The organism is Amycolatopsis sp. NPDC004772 (genome assembly GCF_053601215.1).
The window spans coordinates 42,585-61,290 of the sequence record NZ_JBSGBK010000033.1 but is presented as its reverse complement, the minus strand read 5'-3'; the positions used below and the strand labels follow the sequence as shown (position 1 = coordinate 61,290).

The 18,706-nt window shown below is 66.4% G+C and carries 13 protein-coding genes and 1 pseudogene; 8 read left to right on the top strand and 6 right to left on the bottom strand.

Going from position 1 to position 18,706, the window contains the following annotated elements; translation table 11 throughout:
* Positions 1–326: 326 nt before the first annotated feature.
* Complete coding sequence (locus ACWEF6_RS21280) at positions 327–656, bottom strand: hypothetical protein (protein ID WP_449684537.1); 330 nt, start codon at positions 654–656, stop codon at positions 327–329.
* Positions 657–723: 67 nt separating this feature from the next.
* Entirely contained in the window at positions 724–2,190 is a 1,467-nt protein-coding gene (locus ACWEF6_RS21275) for a hypothetical protein (protein WP_449684536.1), read from the bottom strand.
* A 1,389-nt stretch (positions 2,191–3,579) separates the two neighbouring features.
* Here ACWEF6_RS21275 and ACWEF6_RS21270 point away from each other — a divergent pair.
* Positions 3,580–3,780: a hypothetical protein gene (locus ACWEF6_RS21270; RefSeq protein ID WP_449684535.1), complete on the top strand. Its 201-nt coding sequence runs from the start codon at positions 3,580–3,582 to the stop codon at positions 3,778–3,780.
* Between the two features lie 301 nt (positions 3,781–4,081).
* Here ACWEF6_RS21270 and ACWEF6_RS21265 read toward each other — a convergent pair whose 3' ends face one another.
* Positions 4,082–4,771: an NUDIX hydrolase gene (locus tag ACWEF6_RS21265; RefSeq protein ID WP_449684559.1), complete on the bottom strand. Its 690-nt coding sequence runs from the start codon at positions 4,769–4,771 to the stop codon at positions 4,082–4,084.
* A 186-nt stretch (positions 4,772–4,957) separates the two neighbouring features.
* Between ACWEF6_RS21265 and ACWEF6_RS21260 the strand changes: the two genes are divergently transcribed.
* From ACWEF6_RS21260 to ACWEF6_RS21235, 6 genes are read left to right on the top strand one after another with little or no spacing between them, the layout of a single operon-like run.
* A complete protein-coding gene (locus ACWEF6_RS21260; protein WP_449684534.1) occupies positions 4,958–6,958 on the top strand; it encodes an Hsp70 family protein in 2,001 nt (666 codons plus the stop codon).
* A complete protein-coding gene (locus tag ACWEF6_RS21255) occupies positions 6,955–8,244 on the top strand; it encodes a GTPase (protein WP_449684533.1) in 1,290 nt (429 codons plus the stop codon). The genes ACWEF6_RS21260 and ACWEF6_RS21255 overlap by 4 nt, the downstream gene beginning before the upstream one ends.
* Positions 8,244–8,723 (top strand): nucleotide exchange factor GrpE, encoded by a 480-nt coding sequence (grpE, locus tag ACWEF6_RS21250; protein WP_449684532.1) that lies wholly within the window; start codon positions 8,244–8,246, stop codon positions 8,721–8,723. Before ACWEF6_RS21255 ends, grpE begins: the two co-directional genes overlap by 1 nt.
* Positions 8,723–10,636 (top strand): dynamin family protein, encoded by a 1,914-nt coding sequence (locus ACWEF6_RS21245; RefSeq protein ID WP_449684531.1) that lies wholly within the window; start codon positions 8,723–8,725, stop codon positions 10,634–10,636. Before grpE ends, ACWEF6_RS21245 begins: the two co-directional genes overlap by 1 nt.
* Positions 10,633–11,196, top strand: a complete 564-nt coding sequence (locus ACWEF6_RS21240; RefSeq protein ID WP_449684530.1) for a hypothetical protein — start codon at positions 10,633–10,635, stop codon at positions 11,194–11,196. Before ACWEF6_RS21245 ends, ACWEF6_RS21240 begins: the two co-directional genes overlap by 4 nt.
* A complete protein-coding gene (locus ACWEF6_RS21235) occupies positions 11,196–12,278 on the top strand; it encodes a 5'-methylthioadenosine/S-adenosylhomocysteine nucleosidase family protein (RefSeq protein ID WP_449684529.1) in 1,083 nt (360 codons plus the stop codon). The genes ACWEF6_RS21240 and ACWEF6_RS21235 overlap by 1 nt, the downstream gene beginning before the upstream one ends.
* 187 nt (positions 12,279–12,465) lie before the next feature.
* Here ACWEF6_RS21235 and ACWEF6_RS21230 read toward each other — a convergent pair whose 3' ends face one another.
* Both ACWEF6_RS21230 and ACWEF6_RS21225 read right to left on the bottom strand, forming a co-directional pair.
* On the bottom strand, positions 12,466–13,245 hold the full coding sequence (locus ACWEF6_RS21230) for a hypothetical protein (protein ID WP_449684528.1): 780 nt from the start codon (positions 13,243–13,245) through the stop codon (positions 12,466–12,468).
* 328 nt (positions 13,246–13,573) lie between these two features.
* Complete coding sequence (locus tag ACWEF6_RS21225) at positions 13,574–16,522, bottom strand: NACHT domain-containing protein (protein WP_449684527.1); 2,949 nt, start codon at positions 16,520–16,522, stop codon at positions 13,574–13,576.
* A gap of 113 nt (positions 16,523–16,635) precedes the next feature.
* Between ACWEF6_RS21225 and ACWEF6_RS21220 the strand changes: the two are divergent.
* Positions 16,636–17,469: pseudogene (locus ACWEF6_RS21220) on the top strand (IS5 family transposase).
* Positions 17,470–17,657: 188 nt separating this feature from the next.
* Here the strand turns inward: ACWEF6_RS21220 and ACWEF6_RS21215 are convergent.
* The coding region (locus ACWEF6_RS21215; protein WP_449684526.1) for a HEAT repeat domain-containing protein at positions 17,658–18,706 on the bottom strand (1,049 nt) is incomplete at its 5' end.

Genomic DNA, 18,706 nt, shown 5'->3' with positions numbered 1-18,706 from the left:
CGAACAGGGCATGATGATCGAACGGGAGTGTTGAGTAGTAGTGCCGTCGATAGCTTGGTTGAGGCGATAAGCCAATCGTCAATTCGTACGACGTCGGCGTCGCGAACCTGTGCGGCCCTGAACTCCGATGGGCAGGTTACCGTTTACTCGATGAATGCCAAGGATGGAATTCGGGAAACCTCGACCTGTGAAGGTGCATTCTCGGGCGGCGACCCGGCAGTCGTTGCTCTGGAGAAGCTCCTCAAGGCGCTGCCATGACAGGGGCGTAGCCGGTATGCCTGCAACGGGGCCCGGCGCGCTGTGGACGGCCGGGCCCCCGTTCGCAGTCACTTCGGGGGTTCACCTCCGCTCTCGCTGACGTCTTCCGCCTTCGGGGAACGGCGGATGATCTGGGCGAGCACGGCGAATCCGCCGAGCCAAGGGCGGATGATCTTGCCCAGTTCCTGAACGACAGGTGCGGCATCGACGAGGGCCCTCGTGTCCTTCGTCGAGTCCACCAGGTGGCGGAGGAAGGCGAGAATCATGCGAACAATGATGATTCCGGAGAGGGCGGCGATGACCGCGATGGCCAACCCCGCCCAGGCAAGTTCGGACAACGTCGTTGCCGCACCCGGACCGGCTCGTCGCGTGGACCACCAGTCGTCGTTGATGGCCAAGGTGGAACGCTCCGAAATCTTTCACGTCGCCCGCGTCGCCGTCCCGAAGTCATCTTAGCCAGCCAGCTTAAGCTCCCACCCACGGCGGCAGAATTGTCTTGGGTGTCGGGTTCAAGGCGGCGTTGGTCTCTGCGATCACGTCGGTATAGCGCGCAGCATGGAGCAAGGCCATCCGCAACCAGTGTCGCACTACATGGCTCGCCTCGGCCCAGGTGTAGACGCTGTAAGTCTCGTAGGGAACCTTATCCGTAGGGTGTGTCGCGATATTGCGCAAATAAAGAATACTTGCCAGTGCGTCCGTTGCGGGTTCTTCGGCTTCGCTATCAGCGGCTTTCCTTGACGCCAAGTCTGACTGGACGTCTAAGAGATGCTTCAAGGAAGGCGGAGTTTGTGTGCTGATAGTCAGCCTGTTGAGTAGTTCGCGGACCTGTCCTTTCGAGTTCATTTTGTTCCATTGTGTCTTCGAGTAGTTCTTGCCAAAGCTGTGCCAAGCGAGTAGCTGCATCGCAGAGATTGCGGTAGGCAGATGAAGTTCAATGGTCAGGTCGTTGGCGATCGCCATGTAGTATGACGTTGCTCCCTGTATTGCCCTGAATCCTGCGGATGACGCAGTCGCGTCTAGCGTCGAGCCGACGATGCTGGCAACCTGCCTGGAAGCTTTCGCATCGGTCATCCATTGGCTGGACGATCTGCTGTAGGGGTCGACCGGAGCGCGACGCCACCGACACCAGACCGGTTTGGCGTGGCGGTAGCCCACGGGTAGGGCGCAGGTGGTGCGTCGTCCGAGTGCGATCGTGAGCCCGAGTCGGACCCGACTTAGTGCACTGAAAGCTTCATCTCCAGTAAACTGGGTTCCGTCGGCTCGTCGTAAGTCGCCAACATGAGTAAATCGGTATCCGCGAGTGTCCTGGAGGGCGTCCCACTGGTCGCTCATTTCGCGACAGGTATCAATGGTGACGATCCACCCGTCTCCGCGGGCGACCGTTCTGCCGTGCCAGGTATCCTTGAGGTTGTCCGGGTCGCAGATTCCAGTGGCGTCGAAGCTGCGCCAGCCGTTGGGGATCATAAAGGTGACCGAATCTAGTTGTGAGCCGTCTCCGACTTGTTGCTCTACCGGTCCACTGACAATATGCGACTGCAAGCGAGGCTCGGGTGCTTCGGTGGGCTGTGGTGGCACCACGCCCTCTGCTAGGTCGACGAGCAGGTCTTGCTCCTTGGCCCAGAAGTCCGTCGGACTATGCCTTCGAAATGCGCGCTCAAGATCTTCTTCTTGTGTTGGTCGTGATCCTCGGAACTCCAGTCGCGGGGTGGGGCCCCAACGCCACCGAATGTCGCCAGAAAACGGTACCTCTTCAGCGGCGAAGCGAAAATCACCGGCAAAGAGAAGAACGTCCTCGTTCACGCCGGAAGGCCGGTAAAAGGGTTTTACCGCATCCGGGAAGTCATGCTCTAGCAGGTGACCATCGCCGATGCTGTAGGTCACGACTCTGCGCCCGCCCTCGATGGTGACCATGGGCATCTCGTGCTCTGTCACCAGAGTCCACCTCCCGAACGCCAAAATCACGGTCGCGGCCCGCGGCGTCGCTGAAACCTCGGGGCGCCCTGTCGACGCCTCCCGAGCGATCAGTTAACAGTGCCACCGGGTGAGCTGCAACGGTAGTGATTAAGCGCGCTCCCTTCTGGCTGCAACCGGCGGGCGGCTCGAACCTTCGGGCTCATCGCTGTAGTCGGTCCTTGTTCGGCGCCCTTTAGGTGCAGTTCAGCCAAGTGCTAGTCGAGGCTCTGGTCGCTACGGCCAGGGACGTCGCTGCCGAGGCCGTTTCGGGTTGTCCAGATGGTGTGGTTGACGTCGCGATGAGGTATTGCCGTACTCCGCCGGCTGGCGGGGCCCGGTCGTCGGCAAATGCGGCGGCAGTGGCCCAGGTCGGCGGCGATCGGCGCCTTGAACTGCAGGCCGCGCGGTAGGAGGTATCGGGTCAAAGAACCTCTGGCGATCCACTGTTCGGGCGACGCTACTGGGGCACTTGTGATGACCCCATCTCGCCGCCGTCGGCGCGGTGCCCCAGTCTTGCCCCAGCTACTCGTCGGTAGCTGAATATTCTCTTGTCGAAACTCAAAGTTCGCCGGTGCGAAAAAGCCGCCCTACCTGGATCTTTGGATCCGGCGAGCGGTGTTTCGTCACTGTGGAGCTAAGGGGACTCGAACCCCTGACTCCCTCACTGCCAGTGAGGGTTGATCATGGTTCTGACCTGCGGCGATAGAGAATCGCCTTGTCATTTGGTGCGCTTCAGTGCCGTTGTTGGCAACTCCGTATTGTTGAGTGCAGCTGTGACAGGGGGTTTGCCCCAGCTGTGCCCCAGTGAAATTGGTGAGAGGACCGCCCGCGTTCGTTGCGAACAAACGTGCGGTTGGCACGGGACCCCGGGCTTGGAGCCAGTCGAGCAGCATCAAGTCGAGCGGTGCCGTACAGCCGGAACCCGCACTGACCAGCCACGTCAGTCGCACCGCCGGTTCCCCGCGTTGGGCTGCCGAGCAGCCGCTTGCCGAGGCGCACGCTCTGCGGCATGAGCGCGCGTTGCGCTGTCGTGTGGGACGGGTGTCGGAACGGTGAAGTCAGGTGCCGAGTTTCATTTGGCTGCAGGCGAAGTCCTGTGAGGAGGTCTCGTCGGCCACGCCCCGGGCATGATGGCACTCCAGGAGGCACGGTCGGCGGCCGATCGGGATCAGGCGTGGGAGCTGGCTGCTGCTCCACCACCGATTTTCGCCAATCGCGTGGCAGAAGGCGTGATGTCGGGCAGTGCAGTGCTCTCCCGCTGGCCGACCGCCGTGGTCGATTCGTGGGTGTTGCCTGGACTCGCGAGCCATGAGGGCAGCGCGGTCCGGAGCGACATCGACGGTCGCTGAGGCCGGTCCGGCTGGCCAAATGATGCTCGACTGGTCACTGCATCACACCCTCGTCCGGCAGGACCAGGTGACCGAGCTGGTCCTGCGGGTGCGTGAACTCGGTCGCGGCACGCTGACCGTGGTGTGCGACGTTTTCAGCGCCACACCGGACTGCAACAAAGTCCGGCTGCTCGCCGGCCGTGCCACAGGAGCAGGGGTGTGTTGGCACTCTACCTGGTGACTCGCCGACGCAGATCCAGGAGACATCTGGTTCACCTGAAGCCCGTGGGCGGCGGCGTTCCTGCGACCGGCGCATGGACTGCGCCTTGTCGGCTTCGCTCCGGCGGGGCGGTGCTGGCCGGCCGACCCGCGCGGAGTTCCTCGGCACCGCGGCAGCGGCGCACCAACGCCCTCCAATCAGTATGGGGTGCTGTTCGCTACGCGACTGAACCGGTGCGTGCCCCTAACTTGGCCCGAGTTGCCGCTCTCTCGTCCTGGAAGGTCCCGTGTGCGGTCGGCAAGTGCCTTCGTCGTGTGTCAGCTCAGTTCGGCCTGAGCATCGGCGGATTGAGCTCAGTGGCATGGCCCGCTCGGTATAGCGTGGCGGGTCGCCCAAACGTCGAGGCGCGCTTGTGGTCGGTCGTGACCAAGAACCCCTCCGTCTCTCGCACTTTGCGGTGGAAATTCGGCGCGTCGAGGGTCACGCCCCATACGGTCTCGTAGACCTCACGCAGGTCCCCGATGGTGAACTCGGGTTCGCAGAAGCCGGTGGCGACCGTGGTGTACTGGAGCATCGTCCGGGCCTGCTCGACCGCGTCGGAGAGGATCTCGTTGTGGTCGAAGGCGAGTAGATCCGGAGCCGCGAGCAGATCCCTGACCGGCCACCACTGCGCAGCGCGCGCGTCGGAACCCGCGTCCGGCATCGGCAGGTCGGGAGCTATCGCCAGGTACGAGCAGGTGATTACGCGACGCTCGCGCGGATCACGGTCAGGGTCGGAGTACACCCGGACCTGTTCCAGGTGGAGTCCCTCGAGGCCGGTCTCTTCCTCCAGTTCTCGTGCAGCCGCCTCGTCGAGCCGTTCGCGTCCACGCATGAAACCACCGGGCAGGGCGAGTTTGCCCTCGAAGGGGCTCGTGCCGCGCTCCACGAGCAGCACGTTCAACGCGCGTTCGCGGATCGTGAGGATCACCAGGTCGACGGCGATGTGGACGAGGGGTCGCTCTCGTGAGATGTGAGGCACCCCTGAAGCGTAACCAATTGTCAGCTTGACACGAACCCGGCCCCTGATAAAGTCATGCTGACAATAAGTCGCCTGTCTGCTGAGTGAAACGCCCGGCGAGGTGCCGGCGACTACTGGGTGGCATTGGCCAACTTCACCGCCCCGCAGGCGGCCGCAAGCCTGCCCGGAGGGATTCTCATGATCGTTTCGGTCGACCTCGGCGCGTCGCTGACCAAGGCGGCAGTCTGGGACGGGAGCGCCGCCGACGTCACGCCGGTAGCTGTCCTCGGCGAGCTCCAATGGTCTTCTTCCCTTGCGCTGCAACGGGATCGGTCGCTGGCGACCGGCCGGGCCGCCTGGCTCTCCCGCAAGAGCGCGCGGGACGCTCCCCGCTACTTCGCCGGGCTCAAGCAGCTGGTCAACCTCACGACCGAGGTCGAGCCCGTACATCGCGAGATCTGCTTTCCCTCCGGCGACACGCGTCCGGTGGTCCGGGGCGTGCTCACTGTGCTCGATCACGTGCTGTCCGCGGTGCGGGCGGCGCACGGTGAGCCCGAGCACGTCGTGCTTACGCACCCGGTGATGTGGGGGGATCCGGAGAAGGTGGTGCTCACCGAGGCCGCGACGGCGCTCGGAGTGCGCTCGGCCGGGTTGATGAGCGAGGCGGAGGCGGCCGGCCGGCACGCGGCTGCACAGGGTGGACCGGACGGGACCATCGCGGTGTTCGATCTGGGCGCGTCCACCTTCGACTTCGCGGTACTGCGCCTGGGTGCGCGCGGTTCGCCGGAAGTGCTGGCGGCCGCCGGCAGGTTGTGCGGCGGTGACGACTTCACCGCGCGGCTGCTGTGGCTGGTGCGCCGGGAGGCCGGTCCCGACGCGCTGGCCGAACTGGACCGGAAGCTCGCCGATCAGCCCGAAGTCGTCGCGGACGAGGCGAACAAGGCGAAGGTCGCGCTGTCCACCGGCGACCGCACGATCTTCACCTCCGGCGACCACAACGTCGAGCTGTACCTCGAGGACTTCGAGGAGGCGACCGATCCGCTCGTCGGGTCCTGCCTCGCCGTCGCCGCCGAAGTGGTGAAGTCGCTCGGCGGCGTCGAAATCGACCGCGTCGTGCTCACCGGCGGTGCCGCGCGGGTCCCGCAGTTCCTCAGACGGGTCGAGGGCTTGGCGAAGGACGACTGGGCGGCGGAGTTCGTCGACCTGTCTGCCCAGACCTCGAGCAGCGCCGCGGCGCTCGGGGCACCGCGCCGTCCGCTGCCTTGGGTGCCGGACACCCCGCGGGCCCGGCGCCCGTTCACGAAAACCACGCGGGCCGCGGTGCTTTCACGACCGGGAGGCAGCGTGGCCGGGGCGCCCGGTGGCGTCGTGGCGCTGTCGGCGACGTCGACCCTCGAACGGCACTTTCGCGACGCGGCCGCGACGCGGGGGACCGCGGGTGGCCCGCGGACACCGGTCGTCAAGATCGCCGCGGACCCGTCGACCGGGCGAGTCCTGCTCGCGAGCCCGTCGCCGGGGTTCAAGTTGTCCGAGTTCACCCCTGGCGGCGATCTCCGTTCCGCGTTGGTGTTCGGCAGGCTCGACGCCTCGCCCGTGCGGCCGGACGGCGAGGTCACGGCGCTCGCTTGCCGCGGCCCGATGATCGCTTGGACGGAGACGAGCGAGCGCGGAGGTGCGTTGATCGACATCCGCGACTGGCGCTGGCACCCTCTGCACCTGCGCGAACCGGTGCGGGAGCTCGTGTTCACCGACGAGCCGTTGCTGCTGGTGCGCACGGACGACGCCTTGGTCGCGCTCGAAACGCCGTCACTGCGGGAACTTGCGTCCATGCCCTTGCCGGGCGAGGCGCAGCTCGCCGTCGATCCGGCGCACGGACTGGTCTGCGTTGCCGGTGACGGAGTGGTCACGACCTACGCGGTGCATTCCACCGGCTTCTCCCCACGCTGGAAACGCGAGCTTCCGTCGGTGGGCGCGGGTGTCTACCCGCACGGCACGACAGAGCCGGTGTTGATCGTCTACGACGCGTCGGCGGGGGCGTACCGCGCGTTCGACGAGCGTTCCGGAGAACAGATCGCCCTGTGCGACAACGGCGTCGCCCCGCCGCCCGACGGCTTCGTGCCGAGCCCGGACGCCGGCGTCGTCTACGTCCGTCGCGGCCGGATGCTGGACCGGCTCCACCTCGCCGAGGTGCGTTCATGACGACCGTGCCGGAGCTGATCGCCCGGCGGTGCGAGCGCTTGCTCGCCCAAGGCCGGTTGACGGAGACCGCGTTGGTGCTCGATGTCGTCGCCCAGTGCCGGCAGCCACTGCGAGTGTTGCTGGTGGGTGACGTCTCGACCGGCAAGTCGACGCTGCTCAACGCACTGGTCGGGCAGGCACTCGCGGACACCGCGTACGAGGAGAAGACCAGTGGTGTCACCTGGTTCCACGGCCCCGGCCTGACGGGGACGAGGTTCGCCGACCCGGCGCACAGTTCGGTGGCGGTCGACTTCCCATTGGCCGGCCGGATCGTGCTGGGTGACACCCCGGGCCTGAACAGCAGCTCGGAAAACCCGGCGAAGACGAAGGAACTGCTGGGTGGCGCCGGGCTCGCCGGGGCCGCGGCGGCCTACCTCGTGCTGGTCGACGGCGAGGCCGGCGCGGGGTGGGCCGAGATCGTCTCCGACCTCGGGGCGATCTCTTCGGGACCGCTCGACCTCGTCGGCAACATCGTCCTGGTCACCACGAAGATCGACAAGATCGTGGACGTCCCGGCGTTCGAACGGCGATCACGCGGCCAGGCACCGACCACGTTGCGCTATGTCGGAGTCAACCAGCTGATGGCGGCAGCGGCGCGCACCGGCAAGATCGACGACCGCGTCGCGTCGGCATTCCTGCGGCTGCGCGGCCGCCCTGACCTGCTCGCCACGGGAAGCCTGGACTGGCGCCGGATCCAGGAAGGACTGCCGGGGGAGGACGTCGAAGCGCTGGAATCCGTCGTGGGAGCACCGAGATCGCTGCCGGGGCTGCTCGGCGAAGCGGCCGGGCTGACCACGACGGCCGAAGTGGCCGCGTTGTTCGAGCGGGCGTCGCGCATCGAGGAACTGGAGGCGGTGCTGGCGGACCTGGCGGAGGACGCCGAGCTGTTCACCGCCGTCGCCGCGCTGCACCGGCTCGGCAGGGCGGCGGATCCCGGTCTCGCGGCGGTGCTGAGGTCGATGGTGCGGGAGATCACCGGCTCGCCCGCGTTCGCGGTACTGCACCGGCGTGCGGCCGCCCGCTTGGTCTGTCACACCGATGTCGGAGAACCCTTCAGTGAGTCACAGCGCGCCGACATCTTGGTGCTGGCACGGACCGGAACGTGCCGTGAGCCGGACAGCCTGCGCGTGCAGTGCGAGGCGGTGCTCACCGATCCCGCCGCCGGCTCCCGCACTCGCCAGGTCGCCGTGCTGATTCTTCAACTGCTGCACCGGATGCGGCTCGTCCCAGTGGAACGGGGTGTGTGATGAAAAGACTGCTCGTCGATCTGCGCGTGCGGAGCAGCCGCCTGCTGATCAGGCTGGCCACCGCGCTCGATCCGGCGCCGCGCCGCCTACCCGCGGACCCCGGGCCGCCGGCGCACCGGCCTGCCGCCGCACCGCGTCCCGAGCCCCCGATCCACTCCGAGCCGCCGGCGGAACCCATGTCCGCCGACGGTGTCGCCGCGACCAAGGCGGTGCTCGCCGTCGCCGACCTCGTGACCAATTCGGAGCTGGCGAGACGGCTGTTCGAAGCCGCCTGCCGGATTCCCGGTGTGGTCCCGATCCGGCCCGGTCCCGGCGACCGCTACGACCCCCTCGAGCACGAGTTCGCGGAGCTGCGGCCGACGACGGTCGCGACCGACGCCGACCGGGTCGCCGAACTGCTCACTCCAGGATTCCGCAGCCACGCGTCAGAACTGATCCGTCCGGCGCGTGTCGCCGTACACGACCTCACGGAGGCCTGATGTCCGAGATCGCCGACCGGCTCGACCGGGTCGCAGCCGAAATACTCACCCTGGCGGAGAAGAGGCAGGTCAGCGCGTCGAGCCGCGCACCGCTCGCCGCGTTGACCGGACGGTGGCGCGAGTCGGTCGCGAAGGTCGCCGTGGTCGGCGAGATCTCGGTCGGGAAGTCGACCCTGATCAACGCGCTCGTGGGAGCACCGATCCTGCCGACCGGGGAGGAACCTCTGTCGTCCGTGCCGGTCGTGCTGAGCCACGGCCGCTACACCGCGGCCACCGTGCACCTCGTCTACGGCGGGCAACCGCATGTGCACCGGCTCGGCGGCGCCGACGACATCGCCACTCACCTCACGACCCGCGGTGAGCGCGTGCTGCGCGAGAAGTACGGCCGCGACGCCAGAGTGCTCGGAGCGGAGGTGACGGCCGAGTCCGAACTGCTCGCGAGCGGGGTGCAGCTGATCGACACCCCGGGTGTCGGCGGCCTCGACCCGGCGCACCGCAGACGCACCGTGGCCACGCTGGAGGACGTCGACGCCGTGCTGTTCACCATCAAGCCCGACCGCCCGATCAACGAGAACGAGCTCGCGTTCCTCGCCGAATCCGCCGACCGGGTGCGAACGTACGTCATCGTCCAGACCCGCCGCGACGAGACGACCCACGCCGACGCGCACCTCGCGGCGGAAATGGCCCGGCTGGCCGACACCCGCACCTGGTCCGCCGTGGTGGGGGCCGACCGGGCGGACGAGCTCGCCGCGCGGTTCGCCGGTGCGTCCGGTGTTTCGGTCGCCGCGAAGCTCGCCCTGGACGCCGACTGCTCGACGGCCGCGCTGGACCGCAACGGGATCACCGAACTCCGCAAGCGCCTCACCGAGAACGTCGTCGACCAGGTGGCCGAGATCCACCTCGGTGACATGGTCCGGCTGACCAGGAACGTCACGGCCGCCACCGGAGCCAGGCTGGAAGATCTGCTGGCGCTGCTGGAGGCCGGGAACCGGAACGATGAACCGGTCCGAGCCAGGGAGGAACGCATCCGGCGGTGGGTCAAGCGCGAGGGCGACAACTGGCGGGACAACCTGCGCACCGCGACGGCGGACGCACAGCGGGAGATCACCGAGCGCGCGAACAAGCGCATCCGCGAGCTACGCCGGGACTACCTCGACCGGTTCGCCACGATGAAGACCAAGGCGATCAAGCCCGCGGTCGACGTGCTGGTCGTCGAACCGGAGAATCTCCTGGTTACCATGCGGGGCGTGGTACGGGAGCGGCTGAAGCGCGCGATCGAGGCCTTGACGGAGGGCAAGAAGGACGACCCAATCGCCCGCGGTCTCGACCAGTGGCTGACCGCGGTCGAGATGGAGGGCAGGCTTCCCGATCTGGGGGACACGTACCGCACGCCGCAAACACGGGTCCAAGTCGAAGACTTCACGCCGGCCGCGTCGTTCGGCGTGATGTCGATGTACCGGGAGCAGGTCCGGACGACACGGGCCGGCAACACCCACCACGGCGCCGGTTCGGCGCTCGCGGTAGCGACCGCCGCTTTGCTGAACCCCCCGGTGCTGATCACGCTGGGGCTCGCGGCCGGCGTGTTCGGCGCGATCGGGGCGTGGCGCCGCAAGCGGATCGACACGATCGCCGCCGCGAAAGCGGTGTATGCGGAGGTGGAGAAGGCAATCCTCAACCAGGCGCTGCCGCACGCGAAGAAGCAGGCCGAGGGTGACCGCGACGCGGTCATTGCGGGCGTGGAACTGCTCACCGAGCAGGAACAGGAGCTGATCGCCCGCGATCGCGCCGATCTGGACGACGTGGCGAACCTGCCTCCGGAGGAGCGGGCCGGCCGGAAGAAGAGCGTCGAGTTCGACCTTGCTTGGGTTGCGCAGGTCAACACCGAGCTCGACGACGTCGAGAAGGGGCGATGACGATGGCTGGTGCCGTGTCCGTCGCGGACGACCCGGTCCGCGACGTGCTGATGTCCGAGTACGAGATGCTCAAGGGCGAGCAGAAGGCCCGGATCGTGCTCCGCGACCGGTTGATGTACGCCACCTTCGCCGCGCTGGCCGCGGTCGTCGCCCTGAATCTCGGCGGGCCGAAGGCGGCGCTGCTGCTTCTCCTGCCACCGGTGTGCATCGTGCTGGGCTGGACCTACCTCGTCAACGACGAGCAGGTTTCCGCGATCGGGACCTACCTGCGTGACGTACTCGGGCCCGCGCTCGGCCGCACGCTGGGCGGAGTGGTGGTGCTCCGCTGGGAGACCGAGCACCGCCGGGGAACCGGCCGGGTGCTGCGCAAGTCCCTGCAGCTCGGCGTCGACCTGCTGATGTTCCTGGTGCCCTCGCTCGTGGCGGTCGGCGGGTACTGGCTCACCGGACCGGTGACGCCGGGCCTGGTCGCGGTGTCGCTGGCCGAACTCGGCGCGGCGGTGGTGCTCGGTGTGCGCATCGTCGGGGCCGCCTCCCTGACCGGCGGAGGGAAGAACTGATGGAACGGCACGACCTGGGACTGATCGTGCCACTCGAGGAGGAGCTCGCCTACGTGCTCGCCGAGCTCGACCGGACCGGCGAGCGGCGGATCCAGGGCACCCTCTACCACCAGTTCCGGCTCCGCGACTCCGGTGTCACCGGCGTGCTTTCGGTGATCTACGGCATGGGGCAGCCCAACGCGGCCGTGGCCACGCACGAGATGCTGGCCCACTTCGAAGTGCCAGTGGTCGCGGTGGTCGGCACCGCGGCGGCGTTGAGCAACGAGGTGGCGCTGGGCGACGTGGTCCTCGCGCAGGAGATCCAGAGCTACCTCCACGCGGGCAAGGTCGTCGACGCTCCGGCCGCCGACGGTGGGTGGCGGCTCAGATTCGCCGGGACGAGCTGGAAGCCGTCGTACCCGCTCTGCAGCTACCTGCACGATTACAAGCACAGCGCCGCGGGCCGGGAACGGGTCCGGACGTGGGCCAAGCGCGGTCTCGCCGAGTGCCGGATCGCCGGCGACGCCCGGCCGGCACGCCCACCGCGTTACCACGTAGCTCCCGTCGCTACCGGGGACGTGGTAGTCGCCTCCGCGGCCTTCCGCGATGAGCTGCTGGCGCACAACCGCAAGCTGGCCGCGCTGGAGATGGAGGCCGGGGGCGCGGCACTCTCCGGCTACCACCGGGCGAACGCGGTCGACGTGCTGGTGGCTCGCGGTGTTTCCGACCGCGCCTGCGACGACAAGGCGGCCACCGACGGAGTCGTGGACGTCGACGGCAATCCGAACGCCTGGCGTGCGTACGCGGTACGCAACGCGGTGAACCTCGTGAAACTCCTGGTCGGCGCGCCGGACTTCCCTCGCCGTCACGCCCCCCGCGGTCCCGCGCCGAAGGCAACCCTGCAGACGGTGGCAACGACCGCGGCGCTGGTGACGCCGCCCGCGATGCTGGCCGGTATCGGTCTCGCCGGACGAATCGACGGTTCACCGGACAGCGAGCCACCGGATGACCAGTCCGACGATGAATGGCGAGAGGACCCGGATATCGCCGAAGCCGGTTCCGTAGATCAGAACGACGACGCATGCGAGGTCGACTTTCCATGACCCGCAGCGGTGATTCCCGGCCTCGAGCATCCCTGTCGTGTTGCCGCCGCGTCTGTTCGCGTCGTCCGCTCATCGGCATGAGCGTGCGTTTAGGTTCTGCGGCGTCGTTGCGGCGTTTGACGGAGTGATGGCGTGCAACCTGCGAAGCTGACCTCTTCGACACGCGACTTCTTCGGAGTCCTGGACGTCAACTTGCCGAGATTCTCCGCGTTTCGACAACCTTGGTGTTGTAGTGGGCACTGTTCACGACGGTAGTCTCGACGAGCGTCTCAAAATGCTTCATTTCCTTTAGTTTGCAGAGGAATTTCCGCTCTCCAAGCTTCTCCGCCGCAGCCGCCGTGCCATGTTCCCAGCTTCCTGCAATAATCACGATTTCTGACGTATCTGGCGCTAAAGGGTTCGACGTCCGAATGATCAAGGCGTAGTCGGTAGTTGGAAGACCTGAGTCGTCGTACTGCGGCATCAGTATGCGGCCATGCCTTAGGTCTTGTACCACGGCTGCCTCGCGCTCTGGGGCTTCGGTAAAATCGTATGAGATCACTCCCTTTAATTTCGCCATCATCGTCCTCGTCGCGGCATTTGCGACCGGCCCGCCGATCAAGACGAGGTCCGACCTCAGGTCGCGCGGCGATAGTTGTTTCGATTCGGCGATGGTCCCGGCGAAGCCGAGTTTGCGGAGTTGGGTCTCGATTTCGACCAGCGCCTCGATGTCACCCATGCCTACCACGCCGGCCTCGTGCCACCACCGCTGTTGCGTCTTGAAGATATGAGCCCCCGGGACGATCAACGGGTGGCGGCCGCCCGGCGCTCGCCAGAATTTACGCGCGCGAACCAGTCGGAGGCGCCGTCTCGCGTTCGTTGCCGTCCAGACCAGCGCGCCCCCGATGGCGGCAGCGATCAGGTTGGTGGAGATGTCGGGGAAGGCGTGGACCAGCCAGCGTCCAACCTCACCGACGGCCAGCCCCATGCAGAGTCACCCCTCGTCGATGCAAACCTCTTTGCTTAGTCGCACTCGGCCAGTGTCCTGTTACCGTCGGTCGGTTGTTGCGTAACCGGCTGACAGGGAAGCGGAACGTCTCTTCATCGGCAGAAGCGGATGCTTGCAGCTACGTGGCGGTTGCGCGACCGCGAGTCATTCGCGATGGGCGCGAGACCGCCGGTTGAGGACGGAGCTATCGCTCGCAAGTGGCGCCTTGGGCATCTTGATCTGCCCGATTTGCACGTGGAAGCCTGCCGGAGCGTGTGAGCTTGCAGGTTCGGCGGACATGGCAGGCGCAAAGTGACCGGTTTCAAAATCAGCTGATGAGGCCACTGTAGCTCCGGGCGCTCACGAGGACGACTGTGCACGTGGCCACCGACACGCCGTCCTGGAGCCGCAGCGCCTGCTGACACTGTCGCGCGTTAGTCAATGGCTCGTTGCTCACGATGCGCACTGTCAGCGGCACGTACCGCGTGCTGACCGGCTTGTCGATCACGATCGTCGCCTTGCCGCATGTAGCCAACGTGCTCAGTGCTTCGTCGTTGGGAGACTGACCTCTCAGATCGATACTTCTTGTGAATTTCTCCTCTTGGAGAATTTTGCATTCGGCGGCGTCGACTCCGTCGAGGACATTTCGGGGTTCCAGGCTGGAACCTGGTCCCACCGCGTTCTTGATCGCGGCATCGGCGATCTGAACTGGGTCTTTTGTCGTAAACGACGGAACCGCACTGCCCATGACCGAAATTGACCCGTCCGGTCGCACGAGGAAGGCGGTAGGACCTCCGCCGAGCGTGAACCAGAGCGCGGGAATGGCAGCATCGGTGACCGGGCGGTTCCGTGGCAGGGTGTACAGCTGATACGGTCCGACGGTCTGAGCCGAGTCGATGCCCTTGGCGATAGCTTCGAACGTTCCGGGGGACATATCCGAGAACTGGCCAACGATCGTCACTGAAAAGTGGATTGCGCTGGATTTGGCACCGCCAGCGAGCATCTTTTGCGCCACGTCCGTGGGGGCGCCACCGAGTAGCCTAGCAACATCGGCAGCGTCGAGCACCGCCGCGCACTCTGCTGTCCCGTTCGCGTCGACAAAGGTGGAGAGGGTGGCGTCGGCGTGAGGTAGGCCGGTGGAGGAGCAGGTCTCGGGCTGGGACTGGTCAACCACCACGAAAGCGGACAGCACGGTTGCGGCCGCGAGCCACGATGCGGCCGCGCGGACGCCGGGACGTCCCATCCGCACGTCCTTGCTCCGGATGACGAGCCGTTCTTGCAACGCGACATGCCAGAATTCGTACCCGGCGACCCCGGCCCGCAGCAGTCCCTTGTCGCGTGCGTCAGCGAGGAACCGCTCCAGCCGGAACGGTAGCCGTCCAGACGTTCCCAGCAGCACCTTGGCGACCACATACCTGGGCCAGCGGCTGGTCAGCAGGACGGCGACCACCAGCAGAACGGTGACCACGACGGTCAGGATTACGAAACTCTCGACGTTCTTAGCGCTTAGCTGTGGCATCGCATCGGCAACCGGTCGGATGACGACCGGGATACCCAACGTGGCGGCGACTCGCTGGCCGGCTTGTGACCCCAGGGCGACGGCCGCAGTGCACGGAACCACCGTAAGTGTTCCGGCTACCACCAGCGTGGCGGCCGCGCCGAACAGCGTCGCACGCCGCTCACGCCGTAGGACGTCGGCCGGCTCGGCACGCCCGAGCACTGCGGCCCGCGCGATCAGGTACCGGTGGAGACCGACTGCGAGCGCGCAGACCATGGCAAGTGCCGTCATCACGGACGCGTACCCGACTATTGCGACCACCCGCCGATCAGGCTCGTCGCGGAAACCGAACACCGCCAAGCCGATCACCAGTGCAATCGCGGCCGGGACCAGGACGAGCAGCGCCCCGTCGCGCGCGCCGGCGCCGAAGCCCAGACGCCGTTGATCGACTCGGCGGCCCAATCCGAGGAACCACGAGATTGTGCAAAAGAGCCCGAAGACCGTCGCCGAGATGAACGGCGAATCGAGGATGTCAAGCGGGTCGTTGATGGTCAACGGAATCAGAGCCGCCAGGACCAACCCGCCGCCGGCCAATCCGACGAGTGCGCCGGTCCAGGGAGACAGCACACGATTGGGCAATTTCCATCGGTTTAGTTCGCGCTCGGCATGCCGGTGCAGATGATGAGCCAGGTAAGTCAGGTAGCGCCGGGCCTTGTCCGCCGTCCACCGGTTGCCGCGCTCCGGGTAGACGGAGTCGATCAGAACGTCGACCAAGTGGTCCCGCACATCGTTGCCACTCGTAAGGGTGAGCAGGTCCGTGGGGTCCCGTTCGGCGTAGGCCCGGGTGAACAACGAGAGCATCAACGGCGTCGACAGTGCGACGCCCAGTGGGCCCGCCGGGTCGTCCCGGACGGCCTTCACGACCGGTGCCCAAAGCTCGTTGGACCGGAGATGGCGGGCGATCTGGCCCGGGGTCAACGGCATGACCTCGAACACCGGGGACTGGCGTAGCGCGGGCGCCCCAGCAGCCATGCCTTCCGCATACTCGACGGACCGGCAGGTCAGGAGGAGGGGGCGGTTGCCGGCCAGAGTGGCATTGATACGGCTCAGCGCACGACGACGGAGGTGCTCGGGGAGTTCGTCGAGGCCGTCGAGCACCGGGAAGATCACTTTCTTGTCTAGCAAGGCCCGGGGGATGCGTTCGGCACCGGCATAGTGGGCCGCCGCCAAGGCACGCACGATGAACGTGTCAAGGTCGTCTTCGACGGGATCCCACGCCGACAGCGAAAGCAGAACGGGCACCTTTTCGCCGTGTTGACGCCGGGACAGCAGGCCGACAACGAGGGAAATGGCGAGGAAGGTCTTGCCCCCTCCAGGTTCGCCGAGCAGTACAGCACGTTGCATAGGCAGGGCATAAAAAGCAGCGGCGATGTCCAGGACGGCCCGGTCTGGATTGCCGGTGACGACGCGACGGGACCTTGCGGCCGAGCCCACCTGTCGCCACTGCACCGGCAACGCGTCCTCGGCGCCGGAGCGTATCCGGCGTGCGTCCAGTTCCGGACCCCAGCGGTCCATCAGTTCCGCAGCGAGTGCGTCGCCGGCAGCCTGGGTGTCGACGGGCTTATGGCGCGCGGCGATATAGCGCGTCAGCGCGACAAACCCACCGACGAGCGCGATCAAGCCGGCAAGCAAGCTGACCAGAGCGTTGATGGTCTCCAGCGGAGATCTCACCAGCACGTAGACGGCAACGGCGACCACGGCGGCGAGCACCGCGAGCATTCGGCGGCGGGAGGGAAAGGGCACCTGTGGAGGTCGCGGCCAGGCGCACAACGTTACACCGTTGCGAGGTCCCTTAAGAGGTCAGTTCAGAATGAGTCGGCGTGTCGTCTTGCCTGGCATGCGGGGTTTTCCAGAATCTTGGTGTAGGTGAGGAGGTTCTGACCGACCAGTTGTGGGAGCGGCTGGAGCCGCTGCTTCCGGTGCACCCACGTCGCTTCCGCTATCCAGGCCGCAAGCGCGCTGACGACCGGGCCGCACTGGAAGGCATCCTGTACGTCGTCCGCACCGGCATCGGCTGGAACCGCCTGCCCACGGTGTTGTTCGGCGCGTCCGGGGCCACGTGCTGGCGGCGGCTGATCGAGTGGCACGAGGCGGGCGTCTGGCAGCAGTTGCACGAACGCCTGCTCGCCGAGCTACGTGCCGCCAGACTGCTGGACCTGTCCGCCGCGCTGGTCGACTCCACTCACCTGCGTGCCCTCAAAGGGGCGGAGCACACCGGTCCCAGCCCGGTCGACCGGCGCAAGTTTGGCTCGAAGCACCATCTGATCACCGACGCCTGCGGCACCCCGGCTCGCGGTCACGCTGACCGGCGGTCATCGCAATGAGGTCACTCAGCTGATCCCGCTGATCGACGCCATCCCAGCGATCCGAGGTGTGGTCGGCAAGCCACGCCGCCGGCCGCGGCGGCTCTACGCCGACCGCGGCTACGACCACGACAAGTACCGCCGCCTGTCCGCGCCCGCGGCATCACCCCGCTGATCGCCCGCCGCGGCATCGAGCGCGGCTCCGGTCTGGGCAAAGTCCGGTGGCCCGTGGAACGCACCTTCGCCTGGCTCAAAAACTTCCGCCGCCTGCGCATCCGCACCGAACGACGAGTCGACGTCCACCAAGCCATCCTCAGCCTGGCCTGCTCCGTGATCTGCCTCCGCAAACTCATTCTGAACTGATCACTAAGCAGAACCACCGGGGCCGGCAACCGGCGGATGAACCACGTCCTGCGCATCGCAGCGATCGTGCAGATCCATCACGACGCCGAGGGGCGCGCCTACTACCGACGCAAGCTAGCAGCGGGAAAGACACCGAGGCATTGCGTTGCCCCAAACGACGACTGTTCGATGGTCGGCTTTGCGCGAAATCAAATGCACGAAATCAAACCTTCCTGTGCATAATCCCATCCGGTTCGTTCTTCAATCTTGTCTCGTACTTCGAAGGCTGGCTCGGCGCAAGCTGCGGCTAGATCTTCGGCAATTACACTAGAGAGATGCGGGTGCTGACGAGCCCATTCTACGAATGTGGCCGCTGTTGCCCTACGCACGTCGTCGTCGTCGTCTCGAAACAGTTCGATCACCGCTCGCCGGAGATCCGGCGTTGGTGCAGCATGTCGCAGTGCTTTGACAGCTTGTTCCCGTACGAAGTAATCACTATCTTTAGTGGCGAGCTGGATAAGCGAGGTGATCACTGGCTTGCTCAGCTCCCCATGATCGGCCAGTGTCGCGCCTGACCGCACTCGCACATCCGGGTCGGCGTCCGGATTGGTGGCGAGCTGGAGCAGGGCGGTGGTCACTGGTTCGCTTAGCCGCTCACTGTCGGCAAGTGCTGCGGCCGCTTCTGCTCGTACGTTCGTGTCGGTGTCGGGGTTGGTGGCGAGCTGGAGCAGGGCGGTGGTCTCTGGCTCGCTTAGCTGCTGGCGGCTGGCAAATACGACCGCTTGTACTCGCACCTTCGTGTCGGTGTCGGGATTGGTGGCGAGCTGGAGCAGGGCGGTGGTCTCTGGCTCGCTTAGCCGCTCACTGCCGGCAAGTGCCACCGCTTGCACTCGCACGTCCGTGTCGGCGTCGGGATTGGTGGCGAGCTGGAGCAGAGCGATGATCACTGGTTCGCTCAGCTGCTCACCGCCGGCCAGCGCCGTCACCGCTCGTACCCGCACGTCCGTGCCTGTGTCGGGATTGGTGGCGATCTGAAGCAGGACGGTGATCAGTGGCTCGCTCAGCTCCCCGCGGGCGACCAGCGCCGCGGCCGCCGCCACCCGCACTTCCGAGGCGGTCTCTCGATCAGTAGCGATGTGGGACAGGGCGGTGATCGCTGATTCGCTCAACACCTCGCTCCCTGCCAGCGCCCACGCAGCCTGGGTACACAGGAACGAGTTGGTGTCGGTGTGGGAATTGGTGGCGATTTGGAGTAGGG